Annotated in this window: 31 protein-coding genes and 1 tRNA gene; 20 read left to right on the top strand and 12 right to left on the bottom strand. The window is 71.0% G+C overall.

What is annotated here, in order from left to right; genetic code table 11:
- Nucleotides 1–37: 37 nt before the first annotated feature.
- The 17 genes from A3862_RS04315 to A3862_RS04240 are packed head-to-tail and all read left to right on the top strand — an operon-like array spanning nt 38 to nt 6,834.
- Nucleotides 38–397, top strand: a complete 360-nt coding sequence (locus A3862_RS04315; protein WP_111473255.1) for a hypothetical protein — start codon at nt 38–40, stop codon at nt 395–397.
- The gene (locus tag A3862_RS04310; protein WP_111473254.1) at nt 397–981 is read left to right on the top strand and encodes a hypothetical protein; all 585 of its coding nucleotides are present in this window, start codon (nt 397–399) and stop codon (nt 979–981) included. Before A3862_RS04315 ends, A3862_RS04310 begins: the two co-directional genes overlap by 1 nt.
- Complete coding sequence (locus tag A3862_RS04305; protein ID WP_111473253.1) at nt 981–1,241, top strand: hypothetical protein; 261 nt, start codon at nt 981–983, stop codon at nt 1,239–1,241. The genes A3862_RS04310 and A3862_RS04305 overlap by 1 nt, the downstream gene beginning before the upstream one ends.
- Nucleotides 1,241–1,519: a hypothetical protein gene (locus tag A3862_RS04300; protein WP_111473252.1), complete on the top strand. Its 279-nt coding sequence runs from the start codon at nt 1,241–1,243 to the stop codon at nt 1,517–1,519. The genes A3862_RS04305 and A3862_RS04300 overlap by 1 nt, the downstream gene beginning before the upstream one ends.
- The gene (locus A3862_RS04295; protein ID WP_111473251.1) at nt 1,519–1,785 is read left to right on the top strand and encodes a DUF7940 domain-containing protein; all 267 of its coding nucleotides are present in this window, start codon (nt 1,519–1,521) and stop codon (nt 1,783–1,785) included. Before A3862_RS04300 ends, A3862_RS04295 begins: the two co-directional genes overlap by 1 nt.
- A complete protein-coding gene (locus tag A3862_RS04290) occupies nt 1,785–2,378 on the top strand; it encodes a lysozyme (RefSeq protein WP_111473250.1) in 594 nt (197 codons plus the stop codon). The genes A3862_RS04295 and A3862_RS04290 overlap by 1 nt, the downstream gene beginning before the upstream one ends.
- Before the next feature lie 2 nt (nt 2,379–2,380).
- Nucleotides 2,381–2,593 carry a hypothetical protein gene (locus A3862_RS04285; protein ID WP_111473249.1) on the top strand — a complete coding sequence of 71 codons (213 nt, stop codon included), beginning with the start codon at nt 2,381–2,383 and terminating at the stop codon, nt 2,591–2,593.
- Nucleotides 2,590–3,057: a hypothetical protein gene (locus tag A3862_RS04280; protein WP_111473248.1), complete on the top strand. Its 468-nt coding sequence runs from the start codon at nt 2,590–2,592 to the stop codon at nt 3,055–3,057. Before A3862_RS04285 ends, A3862_RS04280 begins: the two co-directional genes overlap by 4 nt.
- Entirely contained in the window at nt 3,057–3,347 is a 291-nt protein-coding gene (locus A3862_RS04275; protein ID WP_111473247.1) for a hypothetical protein, read from the top strand. The genes A3862_RS04280 and A3862_RS04275 overlap by 1 nt, the downstream gene beginning before the upstream one ends.
- The gene (locus A3862_RS04270) at nt 3,344–3,832 is read left to right on the top strand and encodes a hypothetical protein (RefSeq protein WP_111473246.1); all 489 of its coding nucleotides are present in this window, start codon (nt 3,344–3,346) and stop codon (nt 3,830–3,832) included. Before A3862_RS04275 ends, A3862_RS04270 begins: the two co-directional genes overlap by 4 nt.
- A complete protein-coding gene (locus A3862_RS04265) occupies nt 3,832–4,203 on the top strand; it encodes a hypothetical protein (protein WP_124262919.1) in 372 nt (123 codons plus the stop codon). The genes A3862_RS04270 and A3862_RS04265 overlap by 1 nt, the downstream gene beginning before the upstream one ends.
- Nucleotides 4,200–4,364, top strand: coding sequence for a hypothetical protein (locus A3862_RS31365; protein ID WP_164706334.1), 165 nt, complete (start codon nt 4,200–4,202; stop codon nt 4,362–4,364). The genes A3862_RS04265 and A3862_RS31365 overlap by 4 nt, the downstream gene beginning before the upstream one ends.
- Complete coding sequence (locus tag A3862_RS04260) at nt 4,364–5,644, top strand: metallophosphoesterase (protein WP_111473244.1); 1,281 nt, start codon at nt 4,364–4,366, stop codon at nt 5,642–5,644. Before A3862_RS31365 ends, A3862_RS04260 begins: the two co-directional genes overlap by 1 nt.
- On the top strand, nt 5,641–6,024 hold the full coding sequence (locus A3862_RS04255) for a hypothetical protein (RefSeq protein ID WP_111473243.1): 384 nt from the start codon (nt 5,641–5,643) through the stop codon (nt 6,022–6,024). Before A3862_RS04260 ends, A3862_RS04255 begins: the two co-directional genes overlap by 4 nt.
- Nucleotides 6,021–6,254 carry a hypothetical protein gene (locus A3862_RS04250; RefSeq protein ID WP_111473242.1) on the top strand — a complete coding sequence of 78 codons (234 nt, stop codon included), beginning with the start codon at nt 6,021–6,023 and terminating at the stop codon, nt 6,252–6,254. The genes A3862_RS04255 and A3862_RS04250 overlap by 4 nt, the downstream gene beginning before the upstream one ends.
- Nucleotides 6,251–6,433 (top strand): hypothetical protein, encoded by a 183-nt coding sequence (locus A3862_RS04245; protein ID WP_111473241.1) that lies wholly within the window; start codon nt 6,251–6,253, stop codon nt 6,431–6,433. Before A3862_RS04250 ends, A3862_RS04245 begins: the two co-directional genes overlap by 4 nt.
- Nucleotides 6,430–6,834 carry a dATP/dGTP diphosphohydrolase domain-containing protein gene (locus A3862_RS04240; RefSeq protein ID WP_124262918.1) on the top strand — a complete coding sequence of 135 codons (405 nt, stop codon included), beginning with the start codon at nt 6,430–6,432 and terminating at the stop codon, nt 6,832–6,834. The genes A3862_RS04245 and A3862_RS04240 overlap by 4 nt, the downstream gene beginning before the upstream one ends.
- A 219-nt stretch (nt 6,835–7,053) precedes the next feature.
- Here A3862_RS04240 and A3862_RS04235 read toward each other — a convergent pair whose 3' ends face one another.
- The 8 genes from A3862_RS04235 to A3862_RS04200 form a co-directional block, all read right to left on the bottom strand.
- On the bottom strand, nt 7,054–7,479 hold the full coding sequence (locus A3862_RS04235) for a hypothetical protein (protein ID WP_111473239.1): 426 nt from the start codon (nt 7,477–7,479) through the stop codon (nt 7,054–7,056).
- A 14-nt stretch (nt 7,480–7,493) separates the two neighbouring features.
- Nucleotides 7,494–7,850, bottom strand: coding sequence for a hypothetical protein (locus A3862_RS32555; RefSeq protein WP_111473238.1), 357 nt, complete (start codon nt 7,848–7,850; stop codon nt 7,494–7,496).
- Nucleotides 7,823–8,044, bottom strand: coding sequence for a hypothetical protein (locus A3862_RS04225; RefSeq protein WP_111473237.1), 222 nt, complete (start codon nt 8,042–8,044; stop codon nt 7,823–7,825). The genes A3862_RS32555 and A3862_RS04225 overlap by 28 nt, the downstream gene beginning before the upstream one ends.
- The gene (locus tag A3862_RS04220; protein WP_111473236.1) at nt 8,031–8,228 is read right to left on the bottom strand and encodes a hypothetical protein; all 198 of its coding nucleotides are present in this window, start codon (nt 8,226–8,228) and stop codon (nt 8,031–8,033) included. The genes A3862_RS04225 and A3862_RS04220 overlap by 14 nt, the downstream gene beginning before the upstream one ends.
- A gap of 11 nt (nt 8,229–8,239) precedes the next feature.
- Nucleotides 8,240–9,877 (bottom strand): AAA family ATPase, encoded by a 1,638-nt coding sequence (locus A3862_RS04215; RefSeq protein ID WP_111473235.1) that lies wholly within the window; start codon nt 9,875–9,877, stop codon nt 8,240–8,242.
- Between the two features lie 72 nt (nt 9,878–9,949).
- Nucleotides 9,950–10,507: a hypothetical protein gene (locus A3862_RS04210; RefSeq protein WP_111473234.1), complete on the bottom strand. Its 558-nt coding sequence runs from the start codon at nt 10,505–10,507 to the stop codon at nt 9,950–9,952.
- A 76-nt stretch (nt 10,508–10,583) separates the two neighbouring features.
- A complete protein-coding gene (locus A3862_RS04205; protein WP_111473233.1) occupies nt 10,584–11,006 on the bottom strand; it encodes a hypothetical protein in 423 nt (140 codons plus the stop codon).
- 112 nt (nt 11,007–11,118) lie between these two features.
- The gene (locus A3862_RS04200) at nt 11,119–11,547 is read right to left on the bottom strand and encodes a hypothetical protein (RefSeq protein WP_111473232.1); all 429 of its coding nucleotides are present in this window, start codon (nt 11,545–11,547) and stop codon (nt 11,119–11,121) included.
- A 478-nt stretch (nt 11,548–12,025) separates the two neighbouring features.
- Here A3862_RS04200 and A3862_RS04195 point away from each other — a divergent pair, with 478 nt between their 5' ends.
- Together A3862_RS04195 and A3862_RS04190 are read left to right on the top strand one after the other, a co-directional pair.
- Nucleotides 12,026–12,364, top strand: coding sequence for a hypothetical protein (locus A3862_RS04195; protein ID WP_111473231.1), 339 nt, complete (start codon nt 12,026–12,028; stop codon nt 12,362–12,364).
- A complete protein-coding gene (locus A3862_RS04190) occupies nt 12,357–13,649 on the top strand; it encodes a hypothetical protein (protein WP_111473230.1) in 1,293 nt (430 codons plus the stop codon). Before A3862_RS04195 ends, A3862_RS04190 begins: the two co-directional genes overlap by 8 nt.
- On the opposite strand, the gene A3862_RS04185 is transcribed toward A3862_RS04190, so the two are convergent.
- The 4 genes from A3862_RS04185 to A3862_RS04170 all read right to left on the bottom strand — a co-directional run bounded on the left by A3862_RS04185 (nt 13,636) and on the right by A3862_RS04170 (nt 16,669).
- Nucleotides 13,636–14,682 (bottom strand): hypothetical protein, encoded by a 1,047-nt coding sequence (locus A3862_RS04185; protein WP_124262917.1) that lies wholly within the window; start codon nt 14,680–14,682, stop codon nt 13,636–13,638. The genes A3862_RS04190 and A3862_RS04185 overlap by 14 nt on opposite strands.
- A 98-nt stretch (nt 14,683–14,780) precedes the next feature.
- Entirely contained in the window at nt 14,781–15,293 is a 513-nt protein-coding gene (locus tag A3862_RS04180; protein WP_164706333.1) for a DUF4365 domain-containing protein, read from the bottom strand.
- 266 nt (nt 15,294–15,559) lie between these two features.
- Nucleotides 15,560–15,633, bottom strand: a tRNA-Gly gene (locus tag A3862_RS04175).
- Nucleotides 15,634–15,826: 193 nt separating this feature from the next.
- Nucleotides 15,827–16,669, bottom strand: a complete 843-nt coding sequence (locus tag A3862_RS04170; RefSeq protein ID WP_043760265.1) for a 3-keto-5-aminohexanoate cleavage protein — start codon at nt 16,667–16,669, stop codon at nt 15,827–15,829.
- Nucleotides 16,670–16,860: 191 nt separating this feature from the next.
- On the opposite strand from A3862_RS04170, the gene aroQ reads away from it, so the two are divergent.
- Entirely contained in the window at nt 16,861–17,310 is a 450-nt protein-coding gene (gene aroQ, locus A3862_RS04165) for a type II 3-dehydroquinate dehydratase (protein ID WP_043352489.1), read from the top strand.
- Nucleotides 17,311–17,444: the final 134 nt, after the last annotated feature.

Below are 17,444 nucleotides of genomic sequence, written 5' to 3'. Positions count from 1 at the left end.
TGGACGAATCCGGCCGCGAGGTCTTCCATCCATTCCTATGGAACTTTCGTCCGACATCCGCGTTGTGGCGCCCCATCCGGAGGCCCCCAGGTCGCTCCGCGAGCGTGGCCACTACCGCCTGTCCGATCAGGACCTCGTCCTGCGGGCAGCCCTGGTCCGCGGGCTGGCACGCCACATCCGCGAGCAGCGGCTGACCTCCCCGAAGATCCGGGTGCTCCTCGGCCAGGACGAGAGCAGGGACGGCGGCCTGCGGCAGGAGGTGGCCGCCATCCGCGGGCACAACGCCGACGCCATGACGCAGAAGCGGATGCTCCTGTTCTGCGACGCCTTCGGGCTCGACGCCGCCGAGCTCATCGCGGCCGACTTCGCGTCCCGCTCCGCCCGGCGGGTTCACTGATGGCGCACCTCGGCGTCGACCCCGGCAAGAACGGAGCGTGGGCCCTGCTCGACAGGGACGGACGCCTCGTCGACGCCGACCACTTCCCGCTCGATGCCACCGGCGAGATCGACGCGGCCGCGCTGGCGTCCGCCTGGCGCGGGCTCAAGGCATCCCACGCGACGGTGGAACTCGTCGGCTCTATGGGCGCCGCGAAGGACGGCCGCCGCCAGGGCGTGGCCGGCATGTTCAACTTCGGCCGCCGCTACGGCGCCGTGCTGGCCGTCCTCGACGTGCTCGGCATCCCCCGGGACGACGCCCGGCCGGACGTCTGGAAGCGCGCCGTCGGCGTCACCTCCGACAAGGGCACCAGCCTCGCCGCCGCCCGCGGGCTCTGGCCGGCCCACGCCGAGACCACCTTCCGCCGCGTGAAGGACGAGGCCCGGGCCGAGGCCGCGTTGATCGCCCGGTACGGGATGCGCGCCGGGGTCGCGAAAAAAGTCGCGTCCCATGGTTCGGAGGCCTTGTGCCTTACCGCGTGCACATCTGTGCGCACGCAGTCAGCACCTCGCGTGCGCACGTCGACCCGACGGAGGGCTGCCTGATGGCCCTCGACTTCTCCCTCTTGAAGGTGAGCGACGAGACGTGCCGGGCGATCCCCGGCGGGCATGCGCTCACCGCGACGGCCTACGTCGCCCGCGTCTCAGGCGACCGCCTGGAGCACTACGTCGCCGTCGCCGAGGCCACCGAGAGCTACGTCGGCTGGGGCACCGAGGACTACCAAGCCGCCCACCTCCGGCTCCGTCGCCGGCTCCGTGACCGCGTGCGCGAGCTCGCCACCGTCCACGACCGGGAGGCCGACTGATGTCCGGCCGCCGCAACCCCGTCGCCATGCTGATCGGCAAGCTCGCCGTCGCGGCCGAGATGGCCCGCATCGTCCGGGAAGCCCGCTCCGCCGCGGCGCCGAAGCCGACGGTCGTCCGCCGGGCCCTGTCGCCCAACGAGGAGAAGGCCCTCGCGGTCACCCGCGCGGCCGCCGCCCGCTCGATCCCCTCCTACTGGACCGGCCTCGCGGCCGAGGACGCCGCCCGCCTCGCCATGGCGTGGCCGGCCCAGTGGACCGTCAGCCCGAGGAACCAGTGATGTTCGCCGCCCTGTCCAAGCTCCGGCCGGTCCAGGACATCGACAAGGTCCTGACCAAGGCGTGGAGCGTCCGGTTCCTCATCCTGGCGACGGTGCTCGATGCCGCCCAGACCGGCGTGTCCTTCTTCTCCGGCTCCGAGCTCGTCCGCCCCGGGACGCTGGCCGCCCTCAACATGGTCCTGGCGCTCGCCGCCCTCGGGGCCCGCCTGATCGCGCAGGAGGCCGTATCCGGCCCGGCTCCCTCGACCACCCCGGGAGACGCCTGATGCTCGGCCCGATCCTCGCCCGGCTGCGCCGCCCCGCGTTTGCCGCCGCCGTCGCCGCCGCCCCGCTCGCCCCGGCGCATGCGGCCCCCATCGTGGTCCCGGTGGTCGCCACTGCCCCGGCCGGCCGCCGGCGTGTCTCGAAGCGCTTCATCGTCGGCACGACGCTCGCCACCCTGTGCGTCGGGACAATCACCCAGTTCGAGGGCGTCCGGACCACGGCCTACCGGGACAGCGTGGGAATCCCGACGGTCTGCATCGGCGAGACCAAGGGCGTCCGCATGGGGCAGCAGTTCACCCTGGCCGAGTGCCAGGCGATGCTCGTCGACCGCCTCGGCCGGGACTTCGCCCCGGCCATCGAGGCCTGCGTCACCCGCCCCATGGCCGACGACTTCTACGCGGCCGCGCTTTCGCTCTCGTACAACATCGGCACCGGTGGCTTCTGCCGGTCGAGCGTCGTGCGCCACTACAACGCCGGCGACCGCCGCGCCGCCTGCAACGCCTTCCTCCTCTACGACAAGGCTAAGGGCCGCGTCCTCGCCGGGCTGGTCAAGCGCCGCCAGGCCGAGCGCACCCTCTGCCTGAAGGGGGTCTGACCATGTGCGGCCTCGCCCCCATCGCTGTCGCGGTTGCCCTCGCGGGCCCGATGTGCCCCCGGCTCGACCAGGGCGCCTCGCCGGTCATGGTCGCCCTCGTCGGCTCGGGCGAGGTCGCCTCCGATTCCCGCGTGGTCGACCCCCAGTTCGAGGCGGCCATCCGCGCGATCCGCGCCCCGGCGCCGAAGCCCGCCAAGCGGAGGAAGCGCCGGTGAGCGAGCTCGCGACCATCGTCTCCCATGGCTGGACGGCGTTCTCCTTTGCCGCCACGCTGGCCGGCATCGGCGGGATCGGGCTCATCGCCCTGGCCGTCCTCGCGACCGCCTACCTCCCCTCCTGGCTGAGGCGCCCGCTGATCGGCGCCGGCATCGTCCTGCTGGTGGGCGCGGCCCTGTACCAGGCCGGGCAGGCCAAGGGCGCGCACGACGCCTTCGCCGCCGAGGCCGCCCGGACGCTCCAGCGGGAGAAGGACCGAGCCGAGGCCGCGCTGCGCGAGGAGCGCCGCCAGGTCGCCGAGGCGAACAAGGTCTCGGCCGACGACCGGGCCCGCGCCGATGCGGCGAACGCCGCCGCGAAGGCCTCCGCCAAGCGGCTCGCCGACCTGCAGCGCCACCTCGCCCGGACCCCCGACGGGGCCTGCGCGAGCGACGACGACGCACGCCTGCTGAGGGGCCTGTGATGCGCGCTCACGTCGCCATGGCGCTCGTCGCCTGCCTCGCCCTTGGGGCCTGCAGCCCCGGGGCCCCGGACGTCTCGACCCGCCCGGTCCTGCCGCCCGTCCCGGCGGACCTGGAGGCCTGCATCCACCGCGAGTTCCCGGAGATCCCCGAGCGCGCCTTCGGCCGCCGGGACGCCGTCCGGATCATCGCCGACGCCAAGCTGCTCGACCGGGCCAAGACGGCCTGCGGGGACCGGGCCCTCAGATGGATGGAGGCCGTCGTGGCGGCCTTCGGGAGAACCACGCCGTGAGCGCCGGAGCAGCCCCCGCACCCGCGACGGACTACGAGGTCCGCCTTGCCCGAACCGAGGCCGGCCTCGCCGCGCTCGGGCAGGACGTGCGCGACCTCGTCGGCGCCGTGCGCGGCATCGCCGACAAGATCGACGCGGACCGGTCCTCGTTCGCCTCCGAGCTTTCGAAGCGCGACAAGACGAACTGGGCCCTCGTGGTTTCCATCGTCGTGGCCAGCATGGGCGGCATGGCCTTCATCGGCTCCGGCTGGCGGGAGCCGCTCGTCCAGCGGCAGGACGCCATCGCGACGCAGGTCGCTGCCCTGCAGCAGGCGGTGGTCCCCCGTGCCGAGGTCACGAGCCTGATGACCCAGGCCCAGCGGGACAACGACCTCATCCGGCAGCGGATCGAGCGGACCGAGGCCCGGAACGAGAAGCGGCTCGACAGGCTGGAGGGGATGACCTTCGTCCCGGCGTGGACCGCCACCACCAGGCGGAGGTCCTGATGCGCGCCGCGGCCGCCTTCGTCGTGCTCCTCGCGGCGTCCCCGGCGGCCGCGGCGTGCAGGCCCGTCCCGCAGGGGATGGACGCCATCAGCCTGATCGCCGGGCCCGAGGCCGTCGTCCGGGTCCTGCCCGCGAGCGTCGCCCCCGGGATCGCCGAGTGGCTGACCGACGCGCAGGTCCCCGGTCAGGAGGGCGCCGATGGCTACGTCGCCGCGGTGACCGCGACCGGCATCGTCCTGTTCCCGTCCCGCCGCGGCGTGCTCTGCGACGGGAAGGCCGGCCTCGTCAGCGTCGAGGAGACGCCCCGCTTCCTCGCCTGGCTCCGCGCCTGGATGGACGCCCGGGGCATCCAGAAGGACCGCTCCGCATGACCGCCGCCGAGCGCTCCCTCCTGCGCGCCGAGATCGCGCTGCTCCGGTCGATGAGCCCGACCAAGGGCCCGGCCGCCCGCTACGCCGACCACGACTGGCGCCGTGCCCTCGCCAAGGTCTCCCACCGGCTGACATGGGCCGCCTACCTGAGGACCCGCTGATGACCCCCGTCACCACCGAGGCGGTCGTCTCCGCCTACCTCGCCGCCGGCTCGTTCGCAGGTGCCGCGAAGGCGCTCGACATGCCCGAGGCGACCGTCCGGTTCAGGGTTTCCAAGGTCTCCGGACCCGCGCGGGAAAAAGGTAGTGAAGACCGCTTCGCTACGGTTCGGGCTTGGGCGGCCGAGCGCGGGCTGCTGGGATTCAACCCTGTCCTGCCGGGGTTCGCGGTCAAGCGGACCACCACCCAGTTCGACGCCGACGGCGAGGTCTCGGGCCGGTTCGTCACCCAGGCGAAGGCCCCGGGACCCAAGGGCGAGGTCCCCGCCGGCCACGTGGTGAAGGGGGTCAGCCAACTCCTCGATGCCGAGGGGCGCGTCACCCAGCAGTGGGTGAAGACGAGGGAGGCCGGGGCCGACCCGGTGGCGTTCGCCGCGTCCCTCCGCGAGGCCATGCTCGATGCCCGGGGCGCCGCGGTCCTGGCGACGCCGCCGGCCGCGCAGGACGAGGACCTCCTGACGGTCTACGTGATCCCCGACCTGCACCTCGGCATGCTGGCGTGGGCGTTCGAGTGCGGGGAGAGCTACGACCTGCGCATCGCGGCCGACATGGCCCGGCGCGAGCTCGCCCGGCTGCTCGCCATGGCGCCCCCGTCCCGTCATGCCGTGATCCTGTTCCTCGGCGACTACTTCCACATGAACGACCGGCGGAACGTCACCCCGCGGTCGGGCCACACCCTCGACGCCGACGGTCGCTGGCGGAAGGTCTACGACATCGGCGCCCGCTTAGCGGTCGGCCTGTCGAAGGCCGTCGCCGAACGCCACGAGAGGGTCGAGGTCGCCTTCCTCCCGGGCAACCACGACGAGGACGCGGCGAAGACCCTCGCGGTCGCCCTCGACCTCTACTTCGAGGACCACGAGCGGGTGACCGTCGCCGGCGCGCCCGGGGACCACTGGTTCCGCCGCTTCGGCAAGTGTCTGCTCGGGGCGACCCACGGGCACACCATGAAGCCCCAGCAAATGGCCATGATGCTGGCGACGGATCGCGCCCGCGACTGGGGCGAGACCGACCACCGGCACATGTTCTTCGGCCACATCCACCACGAGACGGCCAAGGAGTGCGGCCCCGTCCGCGTCGAATCATTCTCGTCCCCGGCCGGGAAGGACGCCCACGCCGCGGCCGGCGGGTACCGGTCCAGCCGGGCCCTGAACGCCGTCACCTTCCACGCCGAGGACGGCGAGGTCTGCCGCCATCGGGTCAACATCAAGGGAGCTGTTCAGTGACCATCACCTGCGAGACCGTCCTCTTAGTCGGTGACGAGACCGACGACGCTGTGGTCGAGGCCCTCGGGCTGCATTCGCATCCCGTCGACGGCATGACCCTGGGCGACCTCGTGGACGAGGCGAACCAGACGCGCAGCAACCTGGAGCACCTCATCTACGCGGTGACGGGCGGCGCGATGTCCAAGGCCCGCTGGGCGGAGGACACGGACGCAGTCGTCGAGGCGGGCGCCCCGGTCGCCATGCGGGCGTTCGTCTACGAGTACCCATCGCTCCTCGACTGCGAGCCGTTCCGTAAGGCGGTCGACGAGTGGTTCGGCCCGGACCTGCTCGCCGACATCCAGGCGGACCGCCGCCCGACCATCGTGGGGACGGGACCATGACCATCACCATCGGCCTCTGGGGCATCCCCCTCGCCGTGACGCTGGCCGCCGTCGCGTGGGCGTTCCTCATGCCCATGCCCCGGCCCCATGGCGGCGCCTTCGACTTCGGAGGGATGCTGTCCGCGTTCGCGCGCCTCGCCGCCGTCGTGTTCGTCACCCTGGTGGCGTGGCTGGTCTGGGCGCTGCTGCGATTATCGCAACCTACCTGCCCTGGCTCCTGTCGGCGGTGACGCTCACCGGCATGTGGTTGGCCGGGAACCGGCATCCGGCCGCTTGGCTCGTCACCCTCGGCAACCAGGCCCTGTGGGGCACGTGGATCATCTCGACGGGTGCGTGGGGACTCCTGCCGGCGACGCTCGCCATCGCCGCCATGGCCGTCCGCAACCACCTGAAATGGTCCGCCGCGTGAGCGAGAACCCGAAGACGGCCGCCGGCCTGCGCAAGCTGCCGATGGACCTCATCCCGCCCATCGCCCTGGTGAAGATGGCGGCGGTGCTCGGGCTCGGCGCCGACTGCCCGGCGAAGGCGTACGGACGCTGGAACTGGCGCGATCAACCGGTCGAGGCCGAGACCTACGTCGCGGCCCTTGAGCGGCACATGCTCCGGTGGCGCGCCGGCGAGGAGATCGACGAGCAGACCGGGGTCTCCCACCTGGCGTCGGCCATGTGCTGCCTCGCCATCGTCCGGGATGCCCAGGAGGCCGGGACGCTGATCGACAACCGGCGCGGGAGCCCCGGCGTCCTGGCGGTCATGGACCGGTACGACGCGAGCTCGATGCCGGTCGTGAAGCCTCAGCCGGTCGCAGGCTGACCCCGAAATAATTCGCGGTTTCTTGCTTGAGGGGCTTGTGCCTTGCCCCGTCAGCATCTGTGCGCACGTTGTCAGCACGCGAGATGCCGACGTCGTGCTGAGGGTATGCCGCGTAGACCGTGACGGCCGCCCCGACGACGTAGAGGGCGACCACGAAGGCGAAGTCCGAATCCCGCATGGTGCCCTCCCGGGCCGAACCCGCGAGGGCACGGTAGGCGATCAGTCCCCGGACGATAGTGCGCCCACGCCACGCCGGGGGCACTCGCTGACCCCGTCCATCTCGCCGTACAGCGACAGGTTCTCGGGGTTCTTGTCGTCCTGGGTCACGATGTACGAGCCGCACCGGCCATCGGGCAGGTCCCACCGACCCCCGAACCCGGGCATGCGCCCGCGGGTACCCTCGCCGGTCCCGATGACGCGCTTGAGGACCTTCCCGGTGCGGGGATCCTGGAGGCCGCACTCGACGCGGACGCGCCACCAACCGGGGCGCCCAGGCTCGCCGTCGACATAACCGTAGCGCTGCAGGCCGCCCGGCGCGGGCTCGGTGACGGCCCACCGCCAGCCGGTGTCGAACGTCGGGAAGAGGTCGCCGGCGAGGGCAGCCGAAGGACTGGCGACCGCGAGGGCAAGGATCAGGGTGCGCATTCTTGGAGGCTCTCTCAGGAAGGGTTGAGGGCCCATGCCGAGCCGTCGGCGCACAGCCAGACTAGGTCGGCGCGGGTGATGACCTGGCCGGTGTCCCGGCGCCGGAAGCCGGGCTCCTCCAGGCGGTACCCGACGCGGACCGCGTGGGCGGGCCTGGGCGCCTCGCAGGGTTCGCCGGTCACGACTGCATGAACGTCCCGAGACCCCTGCTGCAGGCACCTCAGCCGGCCGGCCTCCGAGGCTCGGAACCGGCAGCCCGCGAGCGTCAGGGCGGGCACGTGGGCGACGACGCGACCGTCGCGGCGGACCGAAAACAACCGCCGCGTCCTGTTCCAGTACGCCTCTACAGCCTCGGGAGAGGGGGGAGGCACAGCGCCACCGCCTCCGCCTCCCGGGCCATCCGGACAGCGTCCGACCGGCTGATCCGGCCGGCCTCGTCCAGGGCGATGATGCGCTCGACCCGGAGCGTCATCGCGATGCCGATGAGGCCGCAGACCCGGCGGGTCGCCCATGCGGAGTGGACGCTGTCGCGGATGGCGTGGAGGTCCTCCTCAGGCTGCCGCATCGGAGGCCTCCTCGGTCTCGACGGGGGCCTCGGGCAGCGCGTCGCGGACGGCGCGGATGGCCTCGACGACGGCCAGGGCGTCGGCGCCGTTCAGTTCGCCTGCCATGGCCCACCGGGTCACGTTGAGCCCGAGCACGCGGAGTTGCTGGCGACGGAGGGCGAGATCGGTGTCGTTGTTCTGCATCTTCCCCTCCCTCAGTTGGCCAGCCGCGGGTCGGACCGAAGCGCGACCAGCCGTTCGATTGCCCGGCGGAGCGGGCGCATGCTGCCCCCGCGCCAGCCGTCCAGGGCCCGGAGCTCCGAGGGGTCGAGATCGGGTAGCCACGCCGCATCCAGGCCTCCCTCCCGGCGCAGCACCCGAAGGATGCCGCGCGCGACGACGGGAAGGTCCTGGCGCCGCGGGGCGGGCCACTGGACGACCGTGAACCGGTCCAGCAGCGGGCCCTTGAGCGGCTCCACGGAGTTGGCCGTCGCCAGGAAGCTGACGCCGGACAGGTCGCACGCCGCCTCCAAACCCGGGTCGTGGTAGACGTGGCGCCGCGTCGGTTCGAGCATCCCCAAAAGGGCAGAGTGGTGCGACCCGTTGTGATCGGACCGGGCGCACTTATCGAACTCGTCGTGGACCGTGGCGACGGTCATGCAGCCGAACGTCAGGATCTGCTGGCCGGCCCCGTTCATGCGCGCCGTCGAGTACGCTCGCGACGTACCACCCCACATGCCGTCGCCGAGCCCCCCACAGGGCACGACCGTGGTCGGCAGGCCAAGGGCCTCGGCGACGGCTACCGCCCCTTCGGTCTTGCCCGTGCCCTGGCCGCCCACGAACAGGTACGGTCCTAAGACCACCCGGTCCCGGCCGGCGAGCGGCGCGAGGATGCGGGCGATCCCGGACGCGGCCCAGGGCATGCCCTCGACGAGCCGCTCGCGGACCTCGGCGAGATCGGGAACGGGGACCGACCGGAGGGGCTGCGTGGCGCTCAGACGGTAATCCTTGAGGGGGCCGCCCTTGAGATGATCCAGGCTCCCCGATACGAGCGGACGCAGGGCCGGGCCGGGCTCCGGTTCGGGTTCGGACCCAGCCGGCTGGATTGCCTTTGGCGACGCCTTGGGCGCGGGCCGGAGGGGCGCCCTGCGCAGCGGGCCGGGCCGCTCCAGGTCGGTCATGTCCACGACGTCGGGGTCCGCTTCGAAGACGAGCATGTCCGTCGCGGCCTCGTGCAGCAGCACGACCTCGGCCAGCATCGCCAGGTGCTGCTGGGCGATGAGCCTGGCGCTTTGGCGGCGGACGGGCTTGTAGGCGTAGTCCGGCTGGTCCTCCGGGCCCCGTCCATGGGCAGCGACGTCGAGGGCCTCGACGAGGGTCGTCCACGTCTCGTAGTAGCCGAGCGAGGTGTGGTCGTCCTTCTCGATCATGGCGTAGGCGCGGCGGGCGATCATGCGGGCGCCGGTGCGGTCGCCGAGGAGCATGAGGATACCGGCCGAGTGGTCGCGCCACTGCATGTGCATGATGCGCGAGACAGGCACGGTGTCCTCGTCCTGGAGGACGGCGTCGCACGCGCAGGCGAGTTGACGTAGCCCCTGCGGCGTAGCGTCTGCGGCGACGGCCACGAGGGCGTCCTGGACCTCGTGTCCCAGCCTGTAGGGAAGCGGCGCGGCCAGGGCGGCGCGGGCGGCGAGCTCGGCCTGCCGGAGTGGCTCGTCCGGCACGGCCCCGTGGATGAGGTCCTGCGCGCTGAGGACGGTGTCCTCGGCCCGCTTCTGGGTGGTCCGACTGGCGGCCTGGATCTCGGCGCGCATCAACGCGGCCGCTGCCTCGAAAGGCGTGCGCTTGGTCATGTTCGGTCCCCTTGGCCAGTCGCCTCGGACGTTCCGCAGGCGCAGCTCAGACACCATAGTAGCAGGGATTCCCTACCGGTCGGTTAAGGGCTTGCCACTGTAATCCCACTCGGGGTCCTTCCGACGCCGGAAGGCTTCGCGCTCGGCCAGGACCTCGTCGAGCACGTGGAGGGCGCGGCGGTACGTGGTGGCGGTCGCCGAGTTTCGCTCGGCGATGTCGACGGCGGCCGGGCGCCCGCTCGTGTGCGTCGCGGTCGTGTGCGCCTCCTGGAGCTCCACGACGCACAGCAGGGCATGACCGAGGGCGCGCGGGTGGTCATGCGCCGCGGCCTCGCCGAGGAACAGGAGCGTGTACTCGGGCAGGCCCGACTTCGCGATGCGGTCCTTGGACGTCGACCGCCGGTTGATTTGCATCAGCCTGGCGAGGGAGGTGACCCATTCGTGCCCGAGGACGCGCGTCGCCGCGTCGTCGACGGCCTCGACGAGGTCCTCGCCGATCTCCGCCTGGGGGATGACCCGATCACCGACGTGGTAGTCCCGCCCGACGAGCATAAGCGGCTCGCCGTCGAGGGTGCCGATGCACGCGCCCCGGGGCGGCTGGGGCATGGGGCGGAGAACGAGGCGAGGCATAGGTGGCTCCCGGCATGCGGAAGGGCGGCCCCGGCCGGGACCGCCCTGAGTATAGGGGATTCGAGATGTGGGGCGGTCAGTCGACGTCCTGCAGCGCGAGGAAGTCCTCGACGGTGGTGTCGTCGGCGTAGCGGTTCGTGCCGCGCCCGATCCACGCCCGCCGGTCCCGGTCGTAATCGTGGACCTCGTAGGTCTCCAGGCCGATGTACCAGTAGCGCGCCTCGTTCCCCATGCCGTCGAGGTGGACGAACACGTGGGGGAGCCTGGCGTCTCCGTCGAGCAAGGTGTCGTCATCGTAGACACCGGGCTCCTTGCCGAGGGGTCCGGCCTCCGCCTCCAGACGGGCGAGCAGTTCCGCCGTGGCGGCTTGGTAGTCCCCATCCTCGGGGGTCCGGTGCGCGATGTGCTGCTCGATGGCCTCGGCGGCGACGTCGCGGCCGGACTTCGTGGTCGCGGCCTTCCAGGCGGCGATGGCGGTGTCGATAGTGGTCTCGGACATGGTCTCGATCCTCGGTGTCGGCCCACCCGGAGGACCCGCGGCGGGGAAGTCGCCCTGTCGGCGCTCCCCGCTCCCCCGCCGGTGACCGACGGGGGAGAAGGGAGCGTCGCGCTCAGGCGGCGAAACCGGCGTTGATCGCGGCGAGGTCCCGCTCGGAGAGGATGTCCCGCAGGGCCTTGACCAGCGGGTCGGCGTCGAGACCGTGGAGTTGGGCGAGCGAGTGGACCACGTCGCCATCCTCGCCCTTGATGCACCAGTCCGCCCAGTCGCGGGCGCTGGCGAACGGGTCGACGCCGTCCTCGGCCGGGTCCGAGGCGAGGGCCTCGTTGGCGATGTCGCGGACGATGTCGGCGGCGGAGACGTGGTCGATGACGAGGTCGGCCATGGCCTCGTCGGGGGTCTTGCCGATGGTGTCGGCGAGTTCGGCGTAGGAGTCGTACCCGGCGCAGCGGGCGAACTCGGCCAGCGCGGCCTCCTTCGTCTCAACCTCGAAGAAGTGGTCGTCGGCCTGGGTGGAGATGCGGACGTAGGACTTGGACATGATGGCGATCCCTTGGTCGTTCCACCCGGCGGTGCCGCGGCGGTAATGTCATACTTAAAGCGACATTAATGGGATTGCAAGCCCCGAAACGAAAAAGGCCCGCCTCGCGGCGAGCCCCATTCGGTGTGCCCTCCCACGGGGAGGTTGGCGCGGTCTTTGGTCGGCCGCTGTCGTCACGTGGTTCGCCCTCCCACCGGGAGGGTCACATCGACTTGGCCTGAGCGTTTGCCAGTCCGGGTTTGCCCACCCGCAAGCGGGTGGATCAGCGTAACGGTCACCCTAAAGCAGGGCTGGAGTGGTTTGCCCTCCCGCCGACGGAAGGCACAGGAACGAAGCGGTCGTAGTATCCGTCGGTTGGTTTGCCCCCACCGGAGCGGGAACCGACTCAATCCAAGACCGAAACTTCCCCCGCCGTCAAGCGCCCCTGTGGCCGAATCGGCATGTCGGGGGCACGATCCCTGTGGGAAGGGATCACGACATGCTCAGGGACGACGAACTGGACGGTCTAGCGCGCGCCGTCGCGGCGCACGGGGACGAGGATGCCTTGAGCCCCGACGGCAAGATCGACGTCTTGGGCAAGCGCCTGAAGCTGACGCGCGTCGGCGTCCGTGAGTACGCGAGGCACGTGGCGCGGCGCATCGAGACCACCGAAGAGTTCGCCATGAGGATGGTGCACGTGACGCCCATGGTTCGCGCGCTCGCCGGCCTCACGGAGCAGGGGCCGAACCGGGCCGCCCGGCGCGCCGCCGCTGCGGAGGCACGGAGATCGCCGACAGAGGGTGCTGACCTGCCGGCGGTGGGGTCCTTCCATGTCTGAGCGCACCCCCGCGACCGACAAGGGCACCGCCGACCGCATTGAGGCCGACGACGGCGGCTACTGGGTCCGACTCGTCACCAAGCAGGCCCTCAAGCGCGAGGGCGCCTGCATGGGCAACTGCCTCGACAGCATGGGCTACGGCAGCCGCACAGCCGGCGACGAGGACATGGTATCGGACGGGCTGTGGTCCCTCCGCCAGGCCAATGGCGTCAGCTATCTGCTGGTCGAGGTCGACGTATCGTACGACAGGGACAGTGCGAGCGTCACCGAAGCTAAGGGGCCGATGAACTCGGACCCGTCGGCGTGGGCCTGTCGCCAGTTCCGCCATCTCGTCGCGGCGTTCCTCAGCGCCGGCTGCGTCCTGGCGGTCCGAGACCAATTCGCCCTTACCGGCGCCGACGGGATGACATGGCGGCCGGACAAGGCGCCGGAGCCTCTCAGACTGGCACACGAGGAACGCCTGCGCCGCGTGCGGGAGGAGCGTGAACGAGTACGGGCGGAGATACACGCCCGGTACGAACGCCGGGCCGAGGAGCGTCGCAACCGGCAAGCCGGTGGCTGGGAACCGCCATTCGGCATCTTCACCATGCAGTCGATGGCCGACGCGATCATCGGCACCGGTAGTCCGGTGGTCTCGTACGAGCGCGCTGACACATGGTTCGAGTGGGGCAGCCATGAGGTCACCAGCGACCGCATCATCGTTGACCCGGCGCGGGGCTACTACGCCCCGCTTGACCAACACGGTTCCTCTGGCGGCGCGCCCCTGAGCCCATGGGCGGTCCGGGAACTGGAGCGGGTGAGGCGTGACCACCCGTTGCCAGAACCCACCGTCCAGCAGCGTCTTATGACGGGCTTCGCCCAGGCCAGCCTGACGCCGGACACGAGCCCTAGGCCGCGCGAACCCCCGTCAGTGCCCCGGAGCCCTAGTGGGCATCCCGGCGGTGGGGGCGGGCAGGTCGTCACGCCAGCCGACGTACGGCGGTTGCGTCGCTACCAGTCCGTCGTGGGCGCGATGGCGGCCCCGGTTCGGTGGCTTACCCGGCGCCCGCGGGTCAGCGTGGAGAGTGAGATGGAAGCCATGCGTACGGCACTACGGCATGGCCTCGTGTCCCGGGAGGCGGTTCTAGCGGAGCAGGCACCCCGACCGGCGTGCAGGATCGCCGTCGATTGGTCCGGGTCCATCCAAATGGAGCCGATGAGTTTCGAGGCTCTCAGGACCGGGCTGGAGATGATGGCGGGGCCAAGGTCGAGCCGGGACGGCGGCGCTGAGCCTACAGCAGCCTGAAGTCACGGGCGTTGTCGAGCCGCCACTGCCTCGTCCGGTCGAGTTCGCCGTAGACCGAGATGGGGCGCCCCTCGGTGTGTGCCTCCACGGCCTGGAGGTACTCTTCCGGGCCGAGGCTGACCCGGACGTTGCGCCGACCGAACTCTTCGCTCTCCCATTCTACAATGACGTCCTGCAGGCCGGAGATGCTGTAGAGGTCGGCCGGCGTATCCATTGAATGCAGCGTCCGCACCCGGCCGACGATGGTCCTTCGACGCTCGTAGTCGACGGCACGGAGGACCTTCGCCGCCTCCTGCAGCACGGCCACTCCTCGGGCCTGACTGAGCGTCACCGACGGGGCGTCGCCGAGTTCCGGCGGCACGCCCCATTCCGGCGAGAACAGGATCTGGAAGTGCAACTCACTGACCTGCGGCTCGGCGACCAGGGCGGTGATCTCCTCGACGGCGTTGGCATTGAGGCCGGTCGCATAGCCCTGCGCGATCATCGCAGGATCCTCTTGCTCGATGGCCGCCTCGACCATGCGCAGGCCCCTAGCCAAGCGCTGGACCGCCCTCCGCTCCAGGGGCAGCGCACCGAGCTCGCCGCCGAGCGCCAGCGTCTCCACCTCGCCTTCATCGAGCGTTCGAGAGCCGCATGGGGACTCGACCGTGAATCCGAAGCTGCCCCTGAAGGTGTGGCCGAAGCGGCAGTCGTCCGCGTACCTAGACGCTACGCTGCTGACGCGCTGATAGAACGGGCCTACGTGCAGCTCGGCATGGGCCACGGCTTCGAGCGCTCCGTGCATCCGCTTGATGAACGCCTCGGCTGTTCCGAGGCGGATGGTGTCCTGCCGAATGGGTGAGACCGGCAGGCGCGAGCGGACGAGGTCATAGGAGATCGCGCGAATGGCCGCGGCGACGACGTCGAACGGTCTCGCCTCCATGTCCGTGAGGGTCACGAGCGCGGAGGTCAGCCTTTCACGCAGGTCACGGACCTGAGGGGTGGCTGGCAGGAAGATCTCGACCGGGTCCCCGTCGCCCTTCGCGAAAAGCACGGCCCCATCGCGGAGGACGGAAGACCGCCATCCGGTCTTGGCGAGGTAGCGCTTCAGGGAGCCGAGCGGGACGCCCTCGATGATGTCGACCGGCGCTGTCATAGGGCCAGCGCCTCGGCGCGGGCGGTCGCCATGATCGCTCGAAGGCTGTCCGCCGTCAGGACCTGGGTTCTCGGAATGCGGATGCGAACGGTCGCTGTGTTCTCGGTCGGCGGCCCCGGCGGCCGGTACCAGTAGCAGCACCGTCGCAGATGGAGGTGCTCCTCCGATCCCACCACCCAGTCCACGGCCTCGGGGGGCATGCAGAGCAGGATGAGGATGGCCATGGCTTGGCCACGCTCCCGGTCCGTGAGGATGTGGTGCGCCCGGGCAGACAGGTCATAGACGACGTGATCGCCCTCGTGGCGCCACACGGTCGTGGACTTCATCTGGAATTCCACCGGGAAGGCGGACTGGATCAGCCTCCCTCCGACATTCTTCACCGGATGGAACGTCCCGTCGATCCCGTAGTCGAAGGTCGTAGGCGGCGCGAGGTTCAGCCCGGCCGCGCCGGCGAGGGCATGGACGTAGGCAAGCGAGATGGCCTCCTGCGCATGCTCCAGCGTGATCAAGAGCCAGCCTAGCGTTGGTCGTGTCGACTGAAGGTTGTTCCAGCCGCGGCGCGCTGAGTCCAGTGGCCAATCGGCTCGGGCTCCAACACGACGCGCAAATCGCCCGCGACCCATTCGAACGGCGGCGAGACCGGAGCCGAAGCACCCATATGACCGCTCATCGAGGTGGTATCCCGGTGGTATCCGGCGGCTGTGCATTCAGCCGGGGATACCATCGCAGGGCGCCTAAGCGCCTGCGGATAATGGGGCTATCGGTGGAAAGGGAGTGGAGCGGGTACCGGGAATCGAACCCGGGTATTCAGCTTGGAAGGCTGCTGCTCTACCATTGAGCTACACCCGCGCGGGCGGATCGTTAGCACGCTGCGATGCCCGTGAGAAGGTGGGACGCGGCCAGCGATGAACGGCCGCCGCGAAGGGACGATCCTCCGGCGCCGCGCCGCTCGGCAACCCGGCACCCCCTCGAAACGAGGGGCTTGCGACGGTCGCGTCGCTCCAGCCGGGGGCACTCGTCGCGGGACCGAGGCGTCGCCCGATCAGCCGAGCCCCAGCGCGGCGCGGGCCTCGGCGGGCGTCGCGATCCGCCGGCCGTGCCGGGCCACGGCCTCGGCGGCGAGGCCGACCAGTTCGCCGTTGCTGGCCGCCAGACGGTCCTTCGTCACCCGGATGTTGTCCTCCAGGCCGGTGCGGACCGCGTCGGCGCCGCGGGCGAGCGCCCAGTCCATCACGATCGCCTGGTTGCGGCCGATCCCGGCCGCCGTCCACGTCGCCTCCGGCAGGATCCGCCGCGTCTCGGCGAGCAGGATGTCGAGGAGGTGCTCCTCGGCCGGCATCGCGTTCTGGACGCCCAGGACGAACTGCACGTGCGGGCGCGCGTCGATCAGGCCTGCCTCCACGAGGCGCTTGGCGCCGTGCAGGTGCGAGAGGTCGAAGATCTCGATCTCGGGCCGGACGCCATACTGCTTCATCTGGCCGGCGAGGTCGGTCACGAGGCTTGCGGAATTCTCGTAGACGATCGTCGGGAAGTTCACCGAGCCGGTGGACAGGGACGCCATGTCGGGCCGGTGCTTGAGCGAGAGGCCGCGGGCGGCCGGGTCGCGCCCGCGCCCCCCCGTGGAGAACTGCACGATCATCCCTGGGCAGTGCTCGCGCAGCCCCGCCTGCACGGCGGCGAACTTGTCCGGGTCGGAGGAGGGCGACTCGTCGTCGTTGCGCACGTGGATATGGCAGAGCGTGGCGCCCGCCTCGAAGGCCTGATGCGTCGACTCGACCTGCTCGGAGACGGTGACCGGAACGGCCGGGTTGTCGGTCTTGCGCGGCACGGAGCCGGTGATCGCCACCGCGATCACAACGGGCACCTCGCTCCGGGATCCTGCCATCCGCCTGTCCTCCCTGCCTCTTGGAATTCGGAATCCCGGATAGCGCCGCGCAAGCCGGATCTGAACCGCCCGGCGCGGGCGGCAGATCCGTCTGCGCGACATCTCGGGCCGGATGACAGCCCGGACCCGTGTCCCGACGGACTTGTGTCTCGCCGGCGCTTGCCGCACCTCTTCCGGCCGCGAGGCACACGATGAACGACACGATCCTGGTCCTGAACGGGCCGAACCTGAACCTGCTCGGCAAGCGCCAGCCCGAGATCTACGGCCGCGACACCCTGGCCGACGTCGAGGCCCTGTGCCGCGAGACCGCCGCCGGCTTCGGGCTCACGGTCGATTTCCGCCAGAGCAACGCCGAGCACGTGATGATCGACGCGATCCACGATTTCCGGGTCGGCTCGGCCGGTATCGTCATCAACGCGGGCGCCTACACCCATACCTCCGTGGCGCTCCTCGACGCGCTCAACACCTGCGAGGTGCCGGTGATCGAGTGCCACATCTCGAACGTCCACCGGCGCGAGGCCTTCCGCCACCACTCCTACATCTCGCTCGCCGCCACGGCGGTTCTGGCGGGGTTCGGGACGCACGGCTACGCGCTCGCCATCCGCCACCTCGCGCATCTGCGGTCCGGCAAGCCTGCATGAGGCGCGGATAGCGCCGCGATCAGGGTTGACGCTGGCGGAGACAGGGCGGAGGAGGGCGGTCAGGCCCTAGTTTCACGCGCGCTCCCCGGCCGGACCGGTCCTCATGGCCCCGGAGAGCGCCTCAAGCGGAGCGC

Source organism: Methylobacterium sp. XJLW, from assembly GCF_003254375.1.
In the GTDB taxonomy this organism is placed as follows: domain Bacteria; phylum Pseudomonadota; class Alphaproteobacteria; order Rhizobiales; family Beijerinckiaceae; genus Methylobacterium; species Methylobacterium fujisawaense.
The sequence above is the reverse complement of the archived record's forward strand: the minus strand, read 5'-3'. Positions and strand labels throughout refer to the sequence as shown.